19 protein-coding genes and 1 other RNA gene are annotated in these 18,535 nt (G+C 65.9%); 19 read left to right on the forward strand and 1 reads right to left on the reverse strand.

All coding sequences use genetic code 11. The annotated features are described in order from the left end of the window. Positions 1-133 precede the first annotated feature (133 nt). Positions 134-337, forward strand: coding sequence for a cold-shock protein (locus tag Q7W51_03115; GenBank protein ID MDO8847365.1), 204 nt, complete (start codon positions 134-136; stop codon positions 335-337). Positions 338-632: 295 nt separating this feature from the next. On the opposite strand, the gene Q7W51_03120 is transcribed toward Q7W51_03115, so the two are convergent. Next, a complete protein-coding gene (locus Q7W51_03120) occupies positions 633-1,346 on the reverse strand; it encodes a hypothetical protein (GenBank protein ID MDO8847366.1) in 714 nt (237 codons plus the stop codon). 124 nt (positions 1,347-1,470) lie between these two features. Between Q7W51_03120 and Q7W51_03125 the strand changes: the two genes are divergently transcribed. The 18 genes from Q7W51_03125 (at position 1,471) to Q7W51_03210 (ending at position 18,535) form a co-directional block, all read left to right on the forward strand. Beyond that, positions 1,471-1,773, forward strand: a complete 303-nt coding sequence (locus tag Q7W51_03125) for a metalloregulator ArsR/SmtB family transcription factor (GenBank protein ID MDO8847367.1) — start codon at positions 1,471-1,473, stop codon at positions 1,771-1,773. Between the two features lies 1 nt (position 1,774). After that, positions 1,775-2,890 carry an ACR3 family arsenite efflux transporter gene (arsB, locus tag Q7W51_03130; protein ID MDO8847368.1) on the forward strand — a complete coding sequence of 372 codons (1,116 nt, stop codon included), beginning with the start codon at positions 1,775-1,777 and terminating at the stop codon, positions 2,888-2,890. Position 2,891: 1 nt separating this feature from the next. Then, positions 2,892-3,623, forward strand: a complete 732-nt coding sequence (locus Q7W51_03135) for a metallophosphoesterase family protein (GenBank protein ID MDO8847369.1) — start codon at positions 2,892-2,894, stop codon at positions 3,621-3,623. Positions 3,624-3,688: 65 nt separating this feature from the next. Next, positions 3,689-3,784, forward strand: an RNA gene (gene ffs / locus Q7W51_03140) — signal recognition particle sRNA small type. Between the two features lie 84 nt (positions 3,785-3,868). Further along, a complete protein-coding gene (gene dnaX, locus Q7W51_03145; protein MDO8847370.1) occupies positions 3,869-5,623 on the forward strand; it encodes a DNA polymerase III subunit gamma/tau in 1,755 nt (584 codons plus the stop codon). Between the two features lie 33 nt (positions 5,624-5,656). After that, positions 5,657-5,974: a YbaB/EbfC family nucleoid-associated protein gene (locus Q7W51_03150; protein ID MDO8847371.1), complete on the forward strand. Its 318-nt coding sequence runs from the start codon at positions 5,657-5,659 to the stop codon at positions 5,972-5,974. Positions 5,975-5,976: 2 nt separating this feature from the next. Next, complete coding sequence (gene recR, locus Q7W51_03155; protein MDO8847372.1) at positions 5,977-6,579, forward strand: recombination mediator RecR; 603 nt, start codon at positions 5,977-5,979, stop codon at positions 6,577-6,579. Between the two features lie 176 nt (positions 6,580-6,755). Beyond that, a complete protein-coding gene (locus Q7W51_03160; GenBank protein ID MDO8847373.1) occupies positions 6,756-7,331 on the forward strand; it encodes a 2-oxoacid:acceptor oxidoreductase family protein in 576 nt (191 codons plus the stop codon). Then, positions 7,328-7,648: a 4Fe-4S binding protein gene (locus Q7W51_03165; GenBank protein MDO8847374.1), complete on the forward strand. Its 321-nt coding sequence runs from the start codon at positions 7,328-7,330 to the stop codon at positions 7,646-7,648. Before Q7W51_03160 ends, Q7W51_03165 begins: the two co-directional genes overlap by 4 nt. Further along, positions 7,649-8,845, forward strand: a complete 1,197-nt coding sequence (porA, locus tag Q7W51_03170; protein MDO8847375.1) for a pyruvate ferredoxin oxidoreductase — start codon at positions 7,649-7,651, stop codon at positions 8,843-8,845. A gap of 2 nt (positions 8,846-8,847) precedes the next feature. Next, positions 8,848-9,780 (forward strand): thiamine pyrophosphate-dependent enzyme, encoded by a 933-nt coding sequence (locus tag Q7W51_03175; protein MDO8847376.1) that lies wholly within the window; start codon positions 8,848-8,850, stop codon positions 9,778-9,780. A gap of 126 nt (positions 9,781-9,906) precedes the next feature. Then, a complete protein-coding gene (locus Q7W51_03180) occupies positions 9,907-10,749 on the forward strand; it encodes a substrate-binding domain-containing protein (protein MDO8847377.1) in 843 nt (280 codons plus the stop codon). Positions 10,750-10,760: 11 nt separating this feature from the next. Beyond that, entirely contained in the window at positions 10,761-13,325 is a 2,565-nt protein-coding gene (locus Q7W51_03185) for an HD domain-containing protein (protein MDO8847378.1), read from the forward strand. A gap of 94 nt (positions 13,326-13,419) precedes the next feature. Then, positions 13,420-14,679: an aspartate kinase gene (locus Q7W51_03190; GenBank protein MDO8847379.1), complete on the forward strand. Its 1,260-nt coding sequence runs from the start codon at positions 13,420-13,422 to the stop codon at positions 14,677-14,679. 2 nt (positions 14,680-14,681) lie between these two features. Next, a complete protein-coding gene (locus Q7W51_03195) occupies positions 14,682-15,707 on the forward strand; it encodes an aspartate-semialdehyde dehydrogenase (protein MDO8847380.1) in 1,026 nt (341 codons plus the stop codon). A gap of 68 nt (positions 15,708-15,775) precedes the next feature. Beyond that, positions 15,776-16,456 (forward strand): response regulator transcription factor, encoded by a 681-nt coding sequence (locus tag Q7W51_03200; protein MDO8847381.1) that lies wholly within the window; start codon positions 15,776-15,778, stop codon positions 16,454-16,456. A 7-nt stretch (positions 16,457-16,463) separates the two neighbouring features. Beyond that, on the forward strand, positions 16,464-17,969 hold the full coding sequence (locus tag Q7W51_03205) for an ATP-binding protein (protein MDO8847382.1): 1,506 nt from the start codon (positions 16,464-16,466) through the stop codon (positions 17,967-17,969). A 2-nt stretch (positions 17,970-17,971) separates the two neighbouring features. After that, positions 17,972-18,535, forward strand: a complete 564-nt coding sequence (locus tag Q7W51_03210; protein ID MDO8847383.1) for a QueT transporter family protein — start codon at positions 17,972-17,974, stop codon at positions 18,533-18,535.

Consider the following 18,535-nt stretch of genomic DNA (forward strand, 5'->3'; position numbering starts at 1 on the left):
TTCTGGCGCGGAACCTGTCATACTGCGCCCACGGACCGATGGGGTCCGAAGGATTGCGACGTGACACACCGCATTCTAAGCGGCAGTCACGTCGTTTTGTTTTGCCCCGATGGGGCGAGGAAGAAGGTTAGGAATGGCTGAAGGTACCGTTAAGTGGTTCAACGCGGACAAGGGCTACGGTTTCATCTCGCGTGAGGATGGCGACGATCTGTTCGTCCACTTCTCCGAGATCCAGACCGAAGGCTTCAAGACCCTCGATGAGGGCCAGAAGGTCTCGTTCGAGGAAGCCACTGGCAACAATGGCAAGAAGCAGGCGACCAACGTCCGCGCGCTCTAAACAGCGAGCTCGGCGTTAGATCGTAGCCGAAGGGCGGCCCTCACGGGCCGCCCTTCGTGCGTTCAAGAGTCCTTGGAATCGGGAATCGTGCATGTCGAGGAGGGCTGCGGTGGTGAGTTGCTACTGGATGCCGTGTCGAGCGGTTCACCACCGCTGCCCTCTCGCAAGTCGTACGTTGCGAGACCTGGCCGTACCTTAGCAGGGCTGAACCACTTCGGCAATCAGTGAGTGACGTGCCGAAGGGCGGCCCGGGGCCGCCCTTCGTGCGTTCGGCGAACGATGCGGCAGGAAGCTGCTACTCGGCCTCCTGGATCGGGAAGGGGAGTTCGAACGTGTCGGCGGGAATCGGCGCACCGGCCTTCACATCCGACCAGATCTCACGGTTCACATCGAGTCCCTCGATGCTGCCGTCGTCCTCGGGCACGGCGCCCCTGGTGATGACCCCGATCACCACATCGTCCTTCACGAGGTAGGTGACATCCTCCGAGTACCAGGAGTTGGCCGCCCCGGCCATGTCGTCGGTCTCCTGCACCGCGTAGACGATGCGCGTGGCGCCGGACTCTTCATCCGTTCCGTCTTCAACGCCTTCCCCGTCGGGCATCGTGTAGCGTGTCAGGTAGTAGTCCACGCTCGCCACCGACGGCTCACAGATCTGTTCGTCGTAGAAGACGAAGTACGCGGTCACGCCGTCGGGGGAGATGACCGAGCGCACGAGATTCCCATCCTCGTAGATGTCGTACCGGAACAAGCGTCCGTCCACCCAGAACTCACCGGTCTGGTCGAACGAGTCACCCTCATACCACTCGGTATGGGTCTGGTAGGAGCCGGTCTTGGCATCGGCGTCGAGGAACTCCTCGAGCGACGGCGCGCTGATAACGGCGTTGGCTGAGTCACCTGTGGCGCCGGTGTCGTTGCTGGCCGACTCGAGTAGCGGGCAGCAGCCTGCGGCAGACAGGGCGGTCACCGCGCCGAGCGTCACGAGCAGGAGCAGCGCGAGTGCACGTCTCATGTTTTCTCCCCCCATCGGTTGAGCACATCGTAAACTTCCTGCGACACGGGGGTAAGTACCGTTGACGCGCCACGGTACGAGAATCTATCGTGAGATAACGATTAATGCGTTCGGGAGAGCCATGATGGACGACGAACGAGCAGCCATGATCGCCCACGCGCTCGGCCACCCGGCCCGGGTGCGCATCATGAGGTTGCTTGCGGCGCAGGACACCTGTCGCGGAGCCGAGGTCTTCGCCGAACTGCCGCTCGCGCAGTCGACCATCTCGCAGCATCTCACCGTGCTGAAGAGGGCCGGCCTCGTGCATGCCACACCACTGGGAACGAGCATGCTCTACTGCATTACTGCTGAGCCGCTGGAGGAGTTCGCCGATGCGCTCGGCGCTCTGCTCTGTGACCGACCGACCTGCACGGGAGAGGGCGCCTGACATGTCCAAGCCGACCGCGAAGCGTATGAACGTGTTCGAGCGCTACCTGACCGTGTGGGTGGCGTTGTGCATCGCGGCCGGCACGTTCATTGGCAGCCGCTGGCCTGGCGTGGCCGACTGGCTGAACCGGTTCACTGTCGAACAGATCTCGCTGCCGGTAGCGGTGCTTATCTGGCTCATGATCTATCCGATGATGCTGCAGATCGACTTCGCCTCGCTCAAGCGGGTGGGGGAGAAGAAGCAGGGCCTGGTCGTCACGACCGTGACGAACTGGGTCATCAAGCCGTTCACGATGTTCGCGATCGCGTGGTTCTTCTTCAACGTCGTCTTCAAAGCGTGGATCACGCCGGAGCTTGCCGAGCAGTATCTTGCCGGAGCGATCCTCCTCGGAGCAGCGCCCTGCACCGCCATGGTGTTCGTCTGGTCGTACCTGGCCGACGGCGATCCGGCCTACACGCTCGTGCAGGTCGCGGTGAACGACCTCATCATCCTGGTCGCCTACGTGCCGATCGTCTCATTGCTCCTCGGCGTTGGTGGTGTTGAGGTCCCCTGGGCCACCCTCGCACTGTCGGTCGTGCTCTTCGTGGTGGTGCCGCTCGCAGGCGGATGGATCACCCGCTCCTCGCTCGTCAAGCGTCACGGCGAGGCCTGGTTCAAGGAATCGTTCCTGCCGAAGTTCGGCCCGGTGACCATTGTCGCGCTGCTCGCAACGCTCGTGATCATCTTCATCTTCCAGGGTGAGATCATCGTCTCGAACCCCTTCCACATCCTGCTCATCGCGGTCCCGCTCGCGATTCAGACGTTCCTGATCTTCGGCATCGCGTACGGCTGGGCGTACTGGTGGCGTCTCGAGCACCCGATCGCCGCGCCGGCCGGATTCGTTGGCGCCTCGAACTTCTTCGAGCTCGCCGTGGCCGTCGCCATCGCCCTGTGGGGCCTTGAGTCGGGCGCCGCGCTCGCCACCGTTGTCGGCGTGCTCGTCGAGGTGCCGCTGATGCTCACGCTGGTGAAGATCGCCAATGCCACCCGGGCGCAGGTCTGCGCACGCGCGGAGTGCGCCCTGCCGAAAGTGGAGGCGGCCGTAGAGCAGGCCGCGATCTCCCCCGGGGAGGTCTGACGTGCGTCGCATCGCGCTCTACTCGGACATCCACGCGAACCTTCCCGCGCTCGAGGCGGTACTCGCCGACATCGAGGCCAGCGGCGCCGAGGAGCGCTACTGCCTCGGCGATCTGGTGGGGTACGGCCCCGACCCGTCTGGCGTGATCGCGCGCGTGCGCGCCACGGGTCACCCGGTGATCCGTGGCAACTACGATGACGGGGTGGGCAAGCGGGCCGGCAGTTGCGGCTGCTACTACCCCACGGATGAGGACAAGCGCGTCGGCGCCGAGAGCTACGCGCGCACGGACGCCGCGCTCGACGGTGCCGAGCACGAGTATCTGGCGGCGCTCCGTGACGACATCCGCTTTGGGGCCGACGAGGCGCGTGTGCTGCTGTGCCACGGCAGCCCCCGGCGCATCAACGAGTACCTCATGCCCGACCGCCCTGACGACAACCTCGCCAAGCTCGCCGATATCGGCGAGGCGGACGTAGTGTGCGTCGGGCACATCCACATCCCGTATCACCGCGTGGTCACCGCGGTCGACGGCCGCGCCGTGCACTACGTGAGCGATGGAAGCGTGGGCAAGCCCAAGGACGGCGACCCGCGCGCGTGCTGGGCCGAGCTCGTCTTCGGCACCAAGGCCGAGGTCAACAAGGCGTGTGAGGGCGACCGTGCCGCGGGGCCAGTGGGCATGCCGGGCGAGCGCGAGCGCGTTTGGCTCGGGGTGAGGTTCCACCGGGTGGGCTTCTAGCCGTCTCCCGCTCTCGCACCGGCGCGGATGACCCCCTATACTGAGGTACCGGCTCCGGCGCTCCGGCCCGGGTCTCGGGCGGCGGCATGTCGTGAACCTGGTCAGGTCCGGAAGGAAGCAGCCATAAGCGGCCTCTACCGGGTGTCCGGGGCTCGGGTCCGAGCGCCGGAGCGCGCGCGTCGCTAGGGCCCTCACGGCCGGGAGCGGCGCAAGACAGTCAGCGTTGAGCGAGGAGCGGCGCGTTCATGACCCACCTGTCGTGGTACCGCAAGTACCGCCCGCAGAGCTTCAACGACGTCGTCGGCCAGACGCACATCGAGCGCACCCTGCGCAACGCGGTCGCCGAGAACGCGGTGGCGCACGCATACCTCTTCACCGGCCCGCGCGGGACCGGCAAGACCACGACCGCTCGCATCCTCGCCAAGGCGCTCAACTGCGAGAAGGGCCCAACACCGGATCCGGACGAGACGTGCGAGCAGTGCATCGCCATCGCCGAGGGCACGCACCCCGATGTGCACGAGCTCGACGCGGCATCGCGCACGGGCGTGGACGACGTCCGCGAGCAGATCATCGGCCGCGTGAACTACGCACCGTCGCGGGGCGGCTGGAAGCTCTACATCATCGACGAGGTCCACATGCTCTCGGCCTCGGCGTTCAACGCACTCCTCAAGACGATCGAGGAGCCGCCGAGCCACACGGTCTTCATCCTGTGCACCACGCATCCGCATAAGGTGCCCGAGACGATCCACTCGCGCTGCCAGCGCTTCGACTTCCATCGCCTCTCGGTCGAGGACATCGTGAGCCGCCTGCGCACGATCGCCGATGCCGAGGGTGTGAACGTGCCCGACAGCGCGCTCACGCTCATCGGGCGCCACGCGCTCGGTGGGATGCGCGACGCGATCACCACCCTCGAGCAGCTCGCTTCCTTCGGAGGAGGCGCCATCACGCTCGAGGATGTCGAGGGCCTGCTCGGCGAGGTGGATGCCGAGCTGCTCTTCCAGGCCGCCGAACTCGTGTTGGAGCGTGACGTGGCGGGCGCTTTCCGCTTCGTGGCGCGGCTGGCCGAGGGCGGCGTGGACATGAGCGAGTTCGTGAAGGCGCTCGTGCGGCATTTCCGCGACCTGTTCGTGATCGCGGCGGTGGGAGCCGACGCTGCCGTGGACACCACCGCGCGCGACCTCGGCAGGCTCGAGAGCCAGGCTGGTCGCTTCGGCGCAGATCGCGTCGCACGCGTGCTCGACTTGCTCGGCCGCCTTCAGTCCGAGCTGCGTACGGCTTCGGACCAGCGTCTGGCCGTGGAGGTGGCGCTCACCCGGATGGCACGGCCGCAGGCCGACATCACGCTCGAATCGCTGGCCGAGCGTCTCGACGCGCTGGAGGCGGGGACGCCGCTGCGCGACGTCCCGATCGCCGAGCCGGCAAGTCCTGCGGTGGCTGCCGCGTCGAAGCAGCCCGCTGCTGCCGCCAATGTAGGGACTCCCGAAGCGACTCCGGAGACCGTCGCGGCACCCGCCGAGGCGCCCCGTCCGCACGCGAGCGCGCAGCGCGGACCGCTCGATGTAGCCACGCTCAAGCGTGCGTGGCCGGGCATCCTCGCTGAGTTCAAGAAGCTCAAGCCATCACGGTCTCACAGCTTCAATGGCACCGAGGCCGAGGTCGAGGACGACACGCTCATCGTCGAGTTCCCGGCCGACCAGCAGTTCATCATGGAACTCGTGAGCGACTCCGAGACTCTGGCGCTGCTGCGCCGGAGCGTCTCGGCCGTGCTCGGCGTCGACCCACCGGTCGAGTACCGGCTGGGCCGCGCGGGACGATCGGGCGTCAAGGCGCCGACGGCGCCGCAGGCCGCACCCGCCGAGTTGCCCGCGCCGCAGGCCGCCGAGGCGGACCCGGTGCCCGTCGACCCGGTACTCTCCACCGACGAAGCCACAGATCTCGAGGCGTCGGTGATCGCTGATCTCGGCGCCGAGGTGCTCGAGGATGTCACACCCGACAGCTAGACAGTAGGTACACGGACCGAGGACGGAGCGGGCATGAAGCAGAACATGCAGGCGATGATGAAGCAGGCGCAGAAGATGCAGGCGGACATGCTGCGCGCACAGGAGGAGCTCAAGGACGAGCGCGTGGAGGCGTCGGTGGGTGGCGGCGCGGTGAAGGTGGTCATGACCGGCGAGCTTCAGATCGAGTCTGTGACCATCGACCCCGACGCAATCGACGCCGAGGACATCGGCATGCTTGAAGACATGGTGGCCGCGGCTGTGAACGAGGCGGTCCGCCAGGCGCAGGACCTCGCCGCTCGCAAGATGCAGGCGGTCACCGGTGGTCTCGGGCTGCCCGGGGGGCTCTTCTAGCCATGGCGTTCTACGCTCCGCCGATCGCACGACTTCTTGAAGAGCTCGAACGCCTTCCCGGCATCGGCCCGAAGTCGGCGCAGCGTCTCGCGTACCACATCCTTCGCGGCGATACCGAGGCGGCGGATCGACTGGCCGATGCCATCGTCGAGGTCAAGCGCTCGATACGCTTCTGCGAGCGCTGCTTCAACTTCGCGGAGAGCGACCGGTGCGACATCTGCGCGGACCCTGCGCGAGATGAGACCATCATCTGCGTCGTGGAGGAGCCGCGCGATGTGGTGGCCGTCGAGCGAACGGGCGAGTTCCGCGGCACGTACCACGTGTTGCAGGGAGCCATATCGCCCATCGACGGCATCGGTCCCGAGCAGCTGCGCGTGCGGGAGCTCATCGATCGGCTGGGACGCGAGCAGATCGCCGAAGTCATTCTCGCAACCGACCCGGACATCGAGGGCGAGACGACCGCACTCTACATCGCGCGTCTCGTAAAGCCGCTCGGCATACGCGTCACGCGCATCGCTTCGGGCCTTCCGGTGGGCGGTGACCTCGAATACGCGGACGAGGTGACGCTCGGCCGCGCCCTCGAGGCCCGGCACGAGATGCGGTAGTTGGAAGATTTTGTCCACCGTTCACCGATTGCGTCGAGCCGCTCGCAGTGCGAAAGCAGCCGCTAACCGCGGTCACGCACGTATCCTGGTTAGACTCAGCCGCACTTCCTCACGATTCACACTCACCGGCTCAGAAACCCGGCTTCGGCCGGATCGACGAAGGAAGGGGGAGGTCCATGCCACAGCTGACGGAGATTCGTTGGCACGCGCGCGCCGGCCAGGGCGCTGTCACGGCCGCCAAGGTCGTTGCGGAGACGGCGCTCGCCGCCGATCAGTACATGCAGGCGATGCCCGAGTACGGTCCCGAGCGGATGGGGGCGCCCATCAAGGCGTTCACCCGCATCGCGTCGGAACCCATCGAGATCCACTGCAACATCGAGAACCCCGACATCGTGATCGTCCTCGACGACTCGCTGCTCGAGATCGTCGATGTGGCCGAGGGTCTCACCGACGACGGTGTCATCATCGTGAACACATGCACGCCGCCGGCGCAGGTCCGCGCAGCGCTTCGCGTGCCGGCAAGTGCCCGCGTGGCGTGCGTGGATGCCTCGGGCATCGCGCTCGACACCATCAAGCGCGACATCCCCAACACCCCCATGGTGGGTGCGCTCATCAAGCTCACCAGCGTGGTGGATCTGGACTCGTTCAAGGGTTTGCTCGCGAAGAACCTCGGCAAGAAGTTCGGTCAGGAGATGATCGACGCCAACTGGGCATCGGTCGATCGTGCGTTCGAGGAGGTGACCGTAGCGTGAAGTGGGACATCTCCCAGATGGGCTCCTGGACCTACAAGCAGTTCCCGCCCGGGGCAGTGATCCCCGAGGCCGGCAACAGCGATGACTACGTGACGGGCGGTTGGCGCTCCGAGCGTCCGTGGCGTAATGACGAGAAGTGCACGCAGTGCCTGCTGTGCTGGATCGTCTGCCCCGACAGCTCGATCCGTGTGGCCGACGAGAAGGTCACCACCTTCGATCTCGAGCACTGCAAGGGCTGCGGCATCTGTGCGCAGGTCTGCCCGGTCGACGCGATCGATATGGTTCCTGAAGGCTGCGACCTGCCGGAGGTGAAGTAGATGCCTACGCACAAGACACTCGCCGCCACCGGCAACAGCGTTGTCGCCGAAGCCATGCGCCAGTGCGCTCCCGACGTGATGGCCGCCTACCCGATCACCCCTCAGACGACCATCGTGGAGGAGTTTGCCGGATTCGTGGCCAAGGGCCGCGTCCACACCGAGTACGTCACCGTGGAGTCCGAGCACTCGGCGATGAGCGCCTGCGTGGGCGCCTCGGCAGCCGGCGCTCGTGTGATGACCGCCACGTCCTCGCAGGGCCTCGCGCTCATGTGGGAGGAGTTGCACATCGCCTCCGGCATGCGCCTGCCCATCGTGATGGCCAACGCCAACCGCGCGATCTCCGCGCCGATCAACATCCACTGCGACCACAGCGACATCATGGGCGCCCGCGACTCCGGCTGGGTGACCTACTTCGCCGAGACCGCGCAGGAGGCCTACGACAACACCATCATGGCGGTGCGCGTGGCCGAGCATTCCGACGTGATGCTTCCCGTTATGACCTGCCTCGATGGCTTCATCACGACGCACTCGATCGATCGCGTCTCCGTCATGGATGACGAGTCGGTCGCGGGCTTCGTGGGCAGCTACAAGCCTAAGAACGCTCTACTCGATACTGATGCCCCCGTGCTGCACGGCGCGTTCGCTGGCCTCGGCGGCCCGTACTTCGAGTTCAAGAAGCAGCAGCGCGTGGCTATAGAGAATGCGCGCGCGGTCATCAAGTCCGTGGGCGAGGAGTATTCGGCGCTTTCCGGTCGTCCCTTCGACGTTGTCGAGACGTGGGGCATGGAAGACGCCGAGACCGCGATCGTCGTGATCGGCTCCACTGCCGGCAACGCCCGCCACGTGGCTCGCGATCTGCGTGCCAAGGGCCAGAAGGTCGGCATCGTGAAGATCCGCGTGTGGCGCCCGTTCCCGTACGCCGAACTCGCATCGGTGCTCAAGGGACTCAAGGCTGTGGCGGTGCTCGACCGCGCCGAGTCCTTCGGCGCCGAGGGCGGCCCGCTCTACCTTGAGGTGCGCAGCGCGCTCTACGATGCCGAAACCCGCGTGCCCGTGGTCGGCTACATCTACGGACTCGGCGGTGCAGACGTGAAGCTCGAACTCATGGAGAAGGTGTACAGCGACTTGTCCGACATCGCCGCGGGTACCGCGGCTCCCGCCGGGCTCGTCTACCTCGGCGCACGAGAGGAGGCGTAAGCATGGCGAACCTCAAAGAACTCACCCATCGCGAAGACCGTCTCGCCGGCGGCCATCGCCTCTGCGCAGGTTGCGGCGCATCGATCGCGGTCCGGCAGGTGCTGCTCGGTGCGGGCACAGATCCGCTCGTTGTGGGCTGCGCCACCGGCTGCCTCGAAGTGTCCACCACGATCTACCCTTACTCGTCGTGGAAGACCCCGTTCATCCACAACGCGTTCGAGAACTCGGCGGCCACCGTCTCCGGCGTGGAGGCGGCCTTCAAGGGACTCCAGCGTGCCGGCAAGATCCCGGCCGACAAGAAGATGAAGTTCGTGGCGTTCGGCGGCGACGGTGGTACGTACGACATCGGCCTGCAGTCGCTCTCCGGCGCGATGGAGCGCGGGCACGACATGGTCTACGTCTGCTACGACAACGGCGCGTACATGAACACGGGTATCCAGCGCTCCTCGGCCACTCCGAAGGGTGCCTGGGCGACCACCGCCGAGGTGGGCGCGGCACAGCAGGGCAAGCTGCAACGTCGCAAGGACCTGACGCAGATCATCGCCGCGCACAACGTCCCGTATGCGGCCCAGGCGTCGATCTCGCACTGGAAGGACCTCACCTCGAAGGCTGAGAAAGCGTTCGCCGTGGAGGGTCCTGCGTTCCTCAACGTCTTCGCGCCCTGCCCGCGCGGCTGGCGAATCCCATCCAACCAGTCGGTTGAGAGCGCCAAGCTGGCCGTGCAGACCGGCTTCTGGCCGCTGTATGAGGTCGAGAACGGCGTCTTCCGGCAGACCGTCAAGGTGATGAACCGCAAGCCGGTCACGGAGTTCCTCAAGCCGCAGGGCCGCTTCAAGCACCTGTTCGCTCCTGGCAACGAGGCGCTTCTTGCGGAGATCCAGAGTGACGTCGATCGCGCGTGGGACTCGCTCATGGCGCGGTGCGTGACGGAGTAGCGTCACGAGGCACGGTGTGCTCACGAAGGCCCCGGCGTGTGACGCCGGGGCCTTTCTGTGTTGTGGCACCCTTCATGCTATAGAATGATTAAGATTCGCCTTCCAGATGCCGGAGAGCTGACACGCATGCAGCGACGCGATCGCGTACTTCTCGTAGTCACGGCCTCGGTCGTCGTGCTATCGCTACTCGGCTGCACCACCACGCCTGACTCCGCTCACGAGACCCCCGAACTCGAGCGAGTGCGCCTTTCCGGCTCAGGCACGTGCATCCCGCTGCTTCGCCTCCTCACGGACAACTACCCGACCGAAGCTGTCGAGTGGCGCTATCTTCCGGGCCTGCATTCGGGCGGTGGGATCACCGGTGTTGAGAACGGTGAGCTGGAGATCGGGGCCGTGTCGCGCGAACTGAGCGATGAGGAGGCGGCGCTGGGTCTCGTGTATACGCCGCTTTCGAACGACGGCATCGTGATCGCGGTCCACCCCTCGGTGACGATCGATGGGCTGACAACGCAGCAGGTCAAGGACGTCTACGCGGGCATGTATTCGAACTGGAGCGAGCTTGGCGGTCCCGACCTTCCCATCACGATCCTCGACCGCAATGAGGATGAGTCGGCGAAGATCATCATGCGTAAGTACGTCCTCGGTCCTGACCTGGTCATGGCGCCCCAGTCGGTGAGCCTGTACTACGAGTCGGACATGATCGACGGGGTTCAGTCCACCGCCGGTGCGATCGGCTACTTCTCTCTCGGCTACAGCATCTCGCGCGACATCCCGGTGACGCACCTTGCGCTGGACGGCGTGGACGCCACTGTCGAGAACGTCGAGAGCGGGACGTATCCGGTCGTCCGTCCGCTCGGCGTGGTCACATCTCCCGATGCAAGCGCGGACATCCTCGCGTTTCTCGAGTGGGCTACCTCCGAGGAGGCCCGGGGTCTTCTGAGCGCCAACGGGTTCTCTCCGGCGGAGTGAGTGATTAGCCGATGAGACCGCCGGCTTTCGGCCGCCATCTGCACAGTCAGATCGTGCTGCCCTTGCTGGCCGTGCTCGTGATCGTCGGCACCGTCGCGACCATCGTTGCGGTCTCGCTCATCGGCAGGGTGATCAACGGCTGGATCGACGACACCGCGCGGGCGACGTCTGTGGCTGTGATCTCGCAGATCGAGGAGCGAGGCGCAGACGCGGTACAGTCGGCCAAGCTCGCCTCCGAGAATGCGGGGCTCGAGGCGGCCACGAAGTCGGAAGACGTCACCGCGATCTCGGGCCAGCTCGTGCTTCTCAATCAGTCGCTCGAGGCGGACAACCTCATGCTCCTGGACGAGGACGGACGAGTCGTCGCATCGACCGGCGTTCTGCAGGTGATGCCGGGCGACCAGCCGCTCGAAGCGAAGGACCGCGCGTACCTGGCGCTGCTGATGAGCCACCCCATCCTCGCGCGCGTCGGTACCGGGTACACCGTCTCGGCTCTCGAGCCGGTGAAGGGGCCCGACGGTCAGACGCACACGCTCGTTCTCTCGATCATCATCGACGACGACTACCTGGAGACGTTGGCCGAGGACTCAGGCGCCGCCCTTGCGCTCTACGACTCATCGGGCCGACTCGTCGCGAGCGCGGTTCCGTCCACGCTGAGCGACGCGCTCGCGCTGGTGATCGGGGCGCGTTCGCCGGAAGTCGAGGCCGCGGTCGCCGATGCGAAGTCCGGCGAGCCCGAACCCCACCCCCTAGAGGCGGCGGGCGAGGAGTATCGGACGATCGCGCGTAAGGTGATGTTCAGCACCGATCCCACCGACAGCACCGCCTACCTGGTGACAACGGTCGGAACCGGCGTGACTGAGCGAGCCGGTTCGACAACCACGACCCTGATCGTCATGTGGTCGGTGGTCGCCGTCGCCATCCTCTTCGGACTGGGAGTGTGGGTGGCACGAAGCATCTCGGCGCCGCTGGCCAAGCTCTCCGCAAACGCCGCGCACGTTGCCGAGGGGGACTTCTCGGTGAAGGCCGAGATCGCCGGTATCAACGAGGTCAGCGAGCTGGCGGAGAACTTCAACCGCATGACCGACTCGCTGCGCGACCGCAGTGAAACGCTCACCAAGAAGGTCCTCGAACTCGCGACTCTCTACGAGATGAGCCGGTCGCTCGGCGCGACCCTCGAGCTTGAGACGCTTCTCGACTCGGTGCTCGACTCGGCACTGCGGATCTTCGACGTTGAGATCGGGTACGTGACGATGCTCGATCGCGACACGGGCGCACTGGCTGTCCGGGCGTGGAAAGGGACCGACCTCTCGCGGGCCGATGACGCAACGGTGCGCAACTCCATGTCCGAGTGGGTCATTCGCGAGGGTAGGCCCCTCATCTTCAACCCGCAGTCGGGGCGAGACGAGTCCGGAGAGGGTGGGCGAGGCGACAGCTTCTCGGGTGCCCTCGCCGCTCTGTGCGTGCCACTGCCTTCGCCTGACGGCACCATCGGGGCGATCACCGTCGGTAGCCGCAACGCCGATCAGCGCTTCACGAGCGATGATGTGCGACTGCTCGCCACGATCGCAAACCACGTGACGATCGCCGTCGGTAACATCTCGCTCTTCTTGAACGTGCAGGAGGCCTACCTCGCAACCGTCCGTGCGCTTGCTGCGGCGGTGGACGCCAAGGACCCGTATACGCGCGGTCACAGCGACGGTGTGGCCACGTACGCGCTGCGTATCGGGGATGCTCTCAGGTTCTCTCCCGAGCAGATGATCGCGCTCGAAATGGCGGCGTACCTGCATGACATCGGCAAGATCGGTATCAGCGAGGACATCCTGCTGAAGCCCGGCAAGCTCACCGATGCCGAGATGAGCCAGATGCGGCACCACCCGCTCATCGGCGCTAACATCCTCAAGCCCGTCGCTTTCCCGTGGCCCATCGCTCCGATCGTGCGGCACCATCACGAGCACTACGACGGCCACGGGTATCCTGCCGGCCTCAAGTCCGAGGAGATCCCGATCCTGGCACGCGTTCTCACGGTCGCGGACTCCTTCGAGGCGATGGTGGCCGATCGCCCGTACCGGCGTGGACGCTCGCAGCAAGAAGCGATGCTCGAACTCCGTCGCTGCTCGGGCAGCCAGTTCGACCCGCGTATCGTTGACGCGTTCATCGACGTGCTGGAGCATGACGAGATCGAGGTTCTGCAGCCGAGTGATGCCGATGATGAGATCGGTCCCGATGAGGCGCAGGCAGTCTACATCGCAGTGGGTGACGGGATGTTCTCCTGCTTCCGTCGGCTCGGCGGCCCACGCCTGGCGAACAACCTGGAGCGTTCGGTGAACGATCGCCTGCGCGACGAGGGCGTGCCGCTCGTGCTGCAGGCGGGGCGTCTCATGCAGCTCGATGAGGCTCTCGATGACGAGGGCATCGCCACGCACCTGGCGCGCGCGCTGCAGATCATCGGGCAGTGCATCGAGGATGTCTCGGGCACGGGTCTTGCGGACCATTTTCTCGCCGAGGCGCTTGAGAGCCTGCCCGAGCGCATGCGCTCTCACGCCGAGCAACTCGGCTTCACTCCGTCTTCCTGACGCGTCGTCGGTACCGCGCGCGTTTGCTGGTACACTATCTCCCACTGTCGCGCGCCACATCGTGGCGCCGCGCTTTGTGACGAGGGGTAGTCAGATGGCCGTCATCGTGCAGAAGTACGGGGGAACCTCGGTGGGTACGCCCGAGCGCATCCGCGCGGTGGCGGAGCGCATCGTTGCGGCCAAGGAGGCTGGCAACGGTCTGGTCGCGGTGGTCTCGGCGATGGGCGACGTGACCGACGACCTCGTCTCGCTGGCGGCCCAGATCAACCCCGAGCCGCCTGAACGTGAGATGGACATGCTGCTCGCCACCGGGGAACAGGTCTCGATCGCGCTCCTTGCGATGGCGATCCACGCACTCGGCCATGAGGCGATCTCATTCACCGGACCGCAGGTGGGCATCGTCACCGACCACGGTCACACCAAGGCCAAGATCCTCGAGGTGCGCGCCGATCGCGTTCGCGCCGCACTTGCCGAAGGACGGGTCGTCATCGTGGCGGGCTTCCAGGGGATGACCGCTGACGGGCACATCACAACGCTTGGCCGCGGCGGATCCGACACCACCGCCGTTGCGGTGGCCGCCGGCATCGGCGCGGATGTCTGCGAGATCTACACCGACGTCGACGGGGTGTATACGGCCGACCCCCGGGTCGTTCCGGACGCGCGCAAGATCGACGTCATCAGCTACGAGGAGATGCTCGAGCTTGCCGCGAGCGGAGCCGGCGTGCTGAATCTGCGCTCGGTCGAGTTCGCCCGCAATCACGGTGTGGTCATCCACTGCCGCTCGAGCTTCACAGGAGTGCCCGGTACGATCGTCAAGGAGGCTGACGCATCGATGGAGCAGGCCATCATCTCCGGTGTCACACACGACACCTCCGAGGCGAAAGTGACCATTCGCGACCTTCCGGACCGACCCGGCGTGGCCGCGGCCGTGTTCACGCGCATGGCCGAGGCGAACGTGAACGTGGACATGATCATCCAGAACGTGTCCGAGGCCGGCACGACCGACATCTCGTTCACGACACCGAAGGCCGATCTTGTCCGTGCCCGGCGGGCCGCCGATGCGGTCGTCGCCGAACTCGGTGCACGCGAGTGGCTCGTGGACGAGTCGATCGCGAAGGTGTCGCTCGTGGGCGCGGGGATGAAGACCCACCCCGGCGTTGCCGCCCAGATGTTTCGGGCCCTGTCGGATGCGGGGGTCAACATCGACCTCATCGCGACCTCGACGATCCGCGTCACCTGCGTGGTCGAGGCATCTCAGGTTGAGAACGCGGTGCGCGCGCTGCACCGGAGTTTCGGTCTGTCCGAAGGAAGCGTCACTGTCGAGACGGTTCCGGCGTGCGGGGACGGGGAGTAGCCATGGGTTGGGATCGAGTCATGCCTGAAGCGCCGGTCGTCGCGGTCGCGGGAGCCACCGGGGCCGTCGGACGCGAGATGCTCACCGTTCTCGAGCAGCGTCGGTTCCCCGCGTCACGTGTCGTGGCGCTTGCCTCTGCGCGCTCGGCAGGCAAGACGGTGCCCTTCGGCGGCGGCGAACTTGTCGTCGAGGAGATGACCGAGAAGAGCTTCGAGGGCGTGGACATCGCGCTGTTCAGTGCGGGCGCCGTCATCTCGAGGCAGTTCCGCGATGCGGTCACGCGCGCGGGGTGCGTGATGATCGACAACTCCTCGGCATTTCGCATGGATGATGACGTGCCATTGGTGGTGCCCGAGGTCAATCCCGAGCACCTCGCGTGGCACAGCGGCGTGATCGCGAACCCGAACTGTTCGACCATCCAGATGGTGGTCGTCCTCGACGTGCTGCGCTCGCTCGCGCCCATCTCGCGCGTGGTGGTATCCACGTATCAGGCGGCGTCCGGGGCGGGCCAGGCCGCGATGGACGAGCTGTACGCCCAGACGGGGGACTTCCTGGACGGTCGCGCGTTGGTGTCGGAGGCGTTTGCTCATCGGATCGCATTCAACTGCATACCGCAGATCGACGTCTTCCTCGAGGACGGCTCCACCAAAGAAGAGTGGAAGATGGTCGTCGAGACGCAGAAGATACTCGGCGTGCCCGATCTTGCGGTCGCGGCTACGTGCGTGCGCGTGCCGGTGCTCCGCTGCCACTCGGAGGCCGTGAACGTCGAGTTCACCGCCCCGGTGCCGGTCGAAGCGGCGCGTGCGGCCTTGGCTGCCGCTCCCGGCGTGACGCTCATGGACGATCCGGCCGCCAAGGCGTACCCGATGCCGGGCCTGCTCGAGGGCACTGACGACTGCTACGTGGGGCGTCTGCGTGCCGACAGCAGCGTGCCGAACGGTCTGCAGCTGTGGATCGTCGCCGACCAACTGCGCAAGGGCGCCGCCCTTAATGCGGTTCAGATAGCCGAGTCGCTGCTTCGGCGTTAATATTGTCGCAGGTGCACTGACCGCCGGTAGGACACGGCGGAGTCCCACCTGCTGAGGGGAGCGCGGCTATGGCTGAGCAGACCATCCTCATCGTCGAGGACGACGCGACGATCGCTCGTTTCGTCGAGCTTGAACTCGAGCACGCCGGTTTCGGCGTGCTGAGGGCTGGCGAGGGACCGAGCGCGATCGATCTTCTCGAGAACAACGATGTGGACTTGGTGCTGCTCGACCTGATGTTGCCGGGCATCGACGGCATCGACGTCGCGCGGCACATTCGCAAGAAGGGCTCGCACGTTCCGATCCTCATGCTCACTGCGCGCGCCGAGACGCAGGACGTGGTGTCGGGCTTCGACGCGGGTGCCGACGACTACCTTCGCAAGCCCTTTGAGATTCCCGAGCTTCTCTCGCGCATCCGCGCGCTGTTGAAGCGTTCCTCAGGGCCGCCCGTTCAGTCGCCGCTTGAGGCTTCCGGCATCAGGATCGATCCGGAGCGACGGCTCGCCACGCTTGGCGGCGACGCGCTCGACCTCACGGCCAAGGAGTTCGACCTGCTTGCCTATCTCGTCTCCAATGCGGGGCGGGTCATCTCCCGCGACGAGATCCTGGGTGCGGTGTGGGGCACGCAGCACACGACTGATTCGAACGTGATCGAGGTCTTCGTGTGTCACATCCGCAACAAGATCGGTGACCGCGAGAATCGCGTCATCCAGACCATCCGTGGGGTCGGGTACTTCTTCGCGAGGGGCTAGGATCCGCGTGCGGTTCAAGACGATACGGGCACGCGTCGCCGTGCTCTCCTCCCTCTTTGCCGTTCTGCTCGTGGGCGGCGTCACCGTCACGACCTATTTCGTGGTCGCAACCGGTGCTTCTGCGGCCGCGCAAGAGGCGTCGGATCGCCTGTCGCTTTCAGGCCGGCTGCTGCTTGACAGCGCCGTTGACGCCAGCCTGTTCGAGGCGGATCGTCGAGGCCTGAGCGACATCGAGACCCATGCCTACGTGGCTCGCACGATCACTGCCGACGTCCCCGACACGATCACGGCGGGTATAGCCCGGGAGGCCACGATCTCCCTCCATGTGTGGGTCGGTCCCGACTCCGGGCCCGTTGAGGCCTGGTCTGCGGGGACGGCTGCAGCCGGAGGCTCCGCAGCCGACCGGCTGGAGGCGGTTGAGACCGGCGAGGTCGTGAACACCGTGCTGCGCGATCGTCCGCTCGTGGCCGGCATGCTGCTCAGCGCCGACCTCGGCCAGCATGTCGCCTACGTGCCGGTCGACATCCCCGGGATCGATCGGGCGGTGCTTCAGGTCGAGTACTCGCCTTTGGCCGAAGAGACGATGCTCGATACCACGCGGCTGCCGATGCTCCTCGTGGTTCTGCTGTCGCTCGCCATCGCTTTGTTCGTATCGAACCTGACCACACGCTGGACGTTGTCGCTCGTCGATGACTTGAGGCGGACTGCCGACTCGATCGACGTCGGGCAACTTGACGTCCAGCTGCCCGAGGAAGGCGAGAACGAGGTAGCCGAGCTGGCCCGGTCCCTGAATCGCCTGATCGTGAGCCTGCGCCGTCGCAACGAGGCGCAGTCCCGCTTCATCGCGGACGCTTCTCATGAGCTGGCAACGCCGGTTGCCGGCATCCGGGGGTACGTGAACATCCTGCGCGCCTGGGGTGCCGAGGACCCGGCGCTGCGCGAGGAGGCAGTGAGCGCCATCGACCGCGAGTCGCGTCGGATGGCACGCCTGTGCAGCGACCTGCTCTCCATGATCCGCAATGAGGAGGTCGTGGAGTACCGCCAGATCCGCTACGACGTGAACGCGGTCGCGCGCGAGGTTCTTGCCAACGCGGCGACCCGCTACATGGACAAGCAGTTCGACTTCCGCGGTCCCGAGGAAGGTCCGTTGTGGCTCTACGGCGACCCGGACCGGATCGAGGAGGCGCTCGGGATACTCGTGGACAACGCCTGCAAGTACACTCCTGATGGGGGCCGCGTGTCCGTGACCACGAGACGGCATCGAGATCGCGTGGTCATGGACGTGGCCGACACGGGTCTGGGCATACCCGCCGAGGACCTGGCAAACGTTTTCGATCGCTTCTACCGCAGCGACCTCTCGCGCTCCAAGGATACGGGTGGCTTCGGCCTGGGGCTCGCCATCGCAAAGCACATCGTGGACGCCAGTGGCGGTACCATCGTCGTTCGCAGCATCGTAGGAAAGGGCACCACGTTCGAGGTCTCGCTGCCGAGGCAGAGAACCAGGATCGTGTGAGCATGAAGACGCGCACCATCGCACACGCGGGCGTCATCGCGGCGGTGTACGCCGCGCTGACCCTCCTCGTGATACAAAGCCCGTTCGGATACGGACCCGTGCAGTTCCGCCTGTCCGAAGCGTTGACGGTCGTAGCCTGCTTCACGTCGGCGGCGATCCCCGGTCTGTGGATCGGTGCGCTGGTGGCCAACGCCTTCATGCTCTCGCAGTTCGGTGTGCTCGGCCTGTTCGACGTCGTGTTCGGCGCATCGGCCACGCTGATCGGTGCGTGGTGGACCTGGCGTCACCGCGAGCGGCCCGTGCTTGCGCTTGCGGGGCCGGTAGTCGCAAACGCGCTCATCGTGCCCGCCTACCTGCCGATCATGCTGGGAGGCGCAGCCGGTCTGGACTTCTACAGCATCCGGGCACTCGGCATCAATGCATCGGGTGCGTGGTGGAGCATGTACCTCTTCGGCGTCATCAGCGTAGGTGTGGGTCAGGCCGCCGTTGTGTACGGGCTGGGCCTTCCGCTACTCGGCGTCTTGAAGCGGCTCGGCGCTGGACGCATGCTATCGGACAGAACGTGA

The sequence above is a fragment of the Coriobacteriia bacterium genome (assembly GCA_030652115.1).
GTDB lineage: Bacteria > Actinomycetota > Coriobacteriia > Anaerosomatales > Anaerosomataceae > UBA6100.

What these genes read in the sequence shown, in the direction of transcription:
- Q7W51_03115 (MDO8847365.1), top strand. Translation starts at nt 134, where the DNA reads ATGGCTGAAGGTACCGTTAAGTGGTTCAACGCGGACAAGGGCTACGGT.
- Q7W51_03120 (MDO8847366.1), bottom strand. Translation starts at nt 1,346, where the DNA reads ATGAGACGTGCACTCGCGCTGCTCCTGCTCGTGACGCTCGGCGCGGTG.
- Q7W51_03125 (MDO8847367.1), top strand. Translation starts at nt 1,471, where the DNA reads ATGGACGACGAACGAGCAGCCATGATCGCCCACGCGCTCGGCCACCCG.
- arsB (MDO8847368.1), top strand. Translation starts at nt 1,775, where the DNA reads ATGTCCAAGCCGACCGCGAAGCGTATGAACGTGTTCGAGCGCTACCTG.
- dnaX (MDO8847370.1), top strand. Translation starts at nt 3,869, where the DNA reads ATGACCCACCTGTCGTGGTACCGCAAGTACCGCCCGCAGAGCTTCAAC.
- Q7W51_03150 (MDO8847371.1), top strand. Translation starts at nt 5,657, where the DNA reads ATGAAGCAGAACATGCAGGCGATGATGAAGCAGGCGCAGAAGATGCAG.
- recR (MDO8847372.1), top strand. Translation starts at nt 5,977, where the DNA reads ATGGCGTTCTACGCTCCGCCGATCGCACGACTTCTTGAAGAGCTCGAA.
- Q7W51_03160 (MDO8847373.1), top strand. Translation starts at nt 6,756, where the DNA reads ATGCCACAGCTGACGGAGATTCGTTGGCACGCGCGCGCCGGCCAGGGC.
- porA (MDO8847375.1), top strand. Translation starts at nt 7,649, where the DNA reads ATGCCTACGCACAAGACACTCGCCGCCACCGGCAACAGCGTTGTCGCC.
- Q7W51_03175 (MDO8847376.1), top strand. Translation starts at nt 8,848, where the DNA reads ATGGCGAACCTCAAAGAACTCACCCATCGCGAAGACCGTCTCGCCGGC.
- Q7W51_03180 (MDO8847377.1), top strand. Translation starts at nt 9,907, where the DNA reads ATGCAGCGACGCGATCGCGTACTTCTCGTAGTCACGGCCTCGGTCGTC.
- Q7W51_03185 (MDO8847378.1), top strand. Translation starts at nt 10,761, where the DNA reads ATGAGACCGCCGGCTTTCGGCCGCCATCTGCACAGTCAGATCGTGCTG.
- Q7W51_03190 (MDO8847379.1), top strand. Translation starts at nt 13,420, where the DNA reads ATGGCCGTCATCGTGCAGAAGTACGGGGGAACCTCGGTGGGTACGCCC.
- Q7W51_03195 (MDO8847380.1), top strand. Translation starts at nt 14,682, where the DNA reads ATGGGTTGGGATCGAGTCATGCCTGAAGCGCCGGTCGTCGCGGTCGCG.
- Q7W51_03200 (MDO8847381.1), top strand. Translation starts at nt 15,776, where the DNA reads ATGGCTGAGCAGACCATCCTCATCGTCGAGGACGACGCGACGATCGCT.
- Q7W51_03210 (MDO8847383.1), top strand. Translation starts at nt 17,972, where the DNA reads ATGAAGACGCGCACCATCGCACACGCGGGCGTCATCGCGGCGGTGTAC.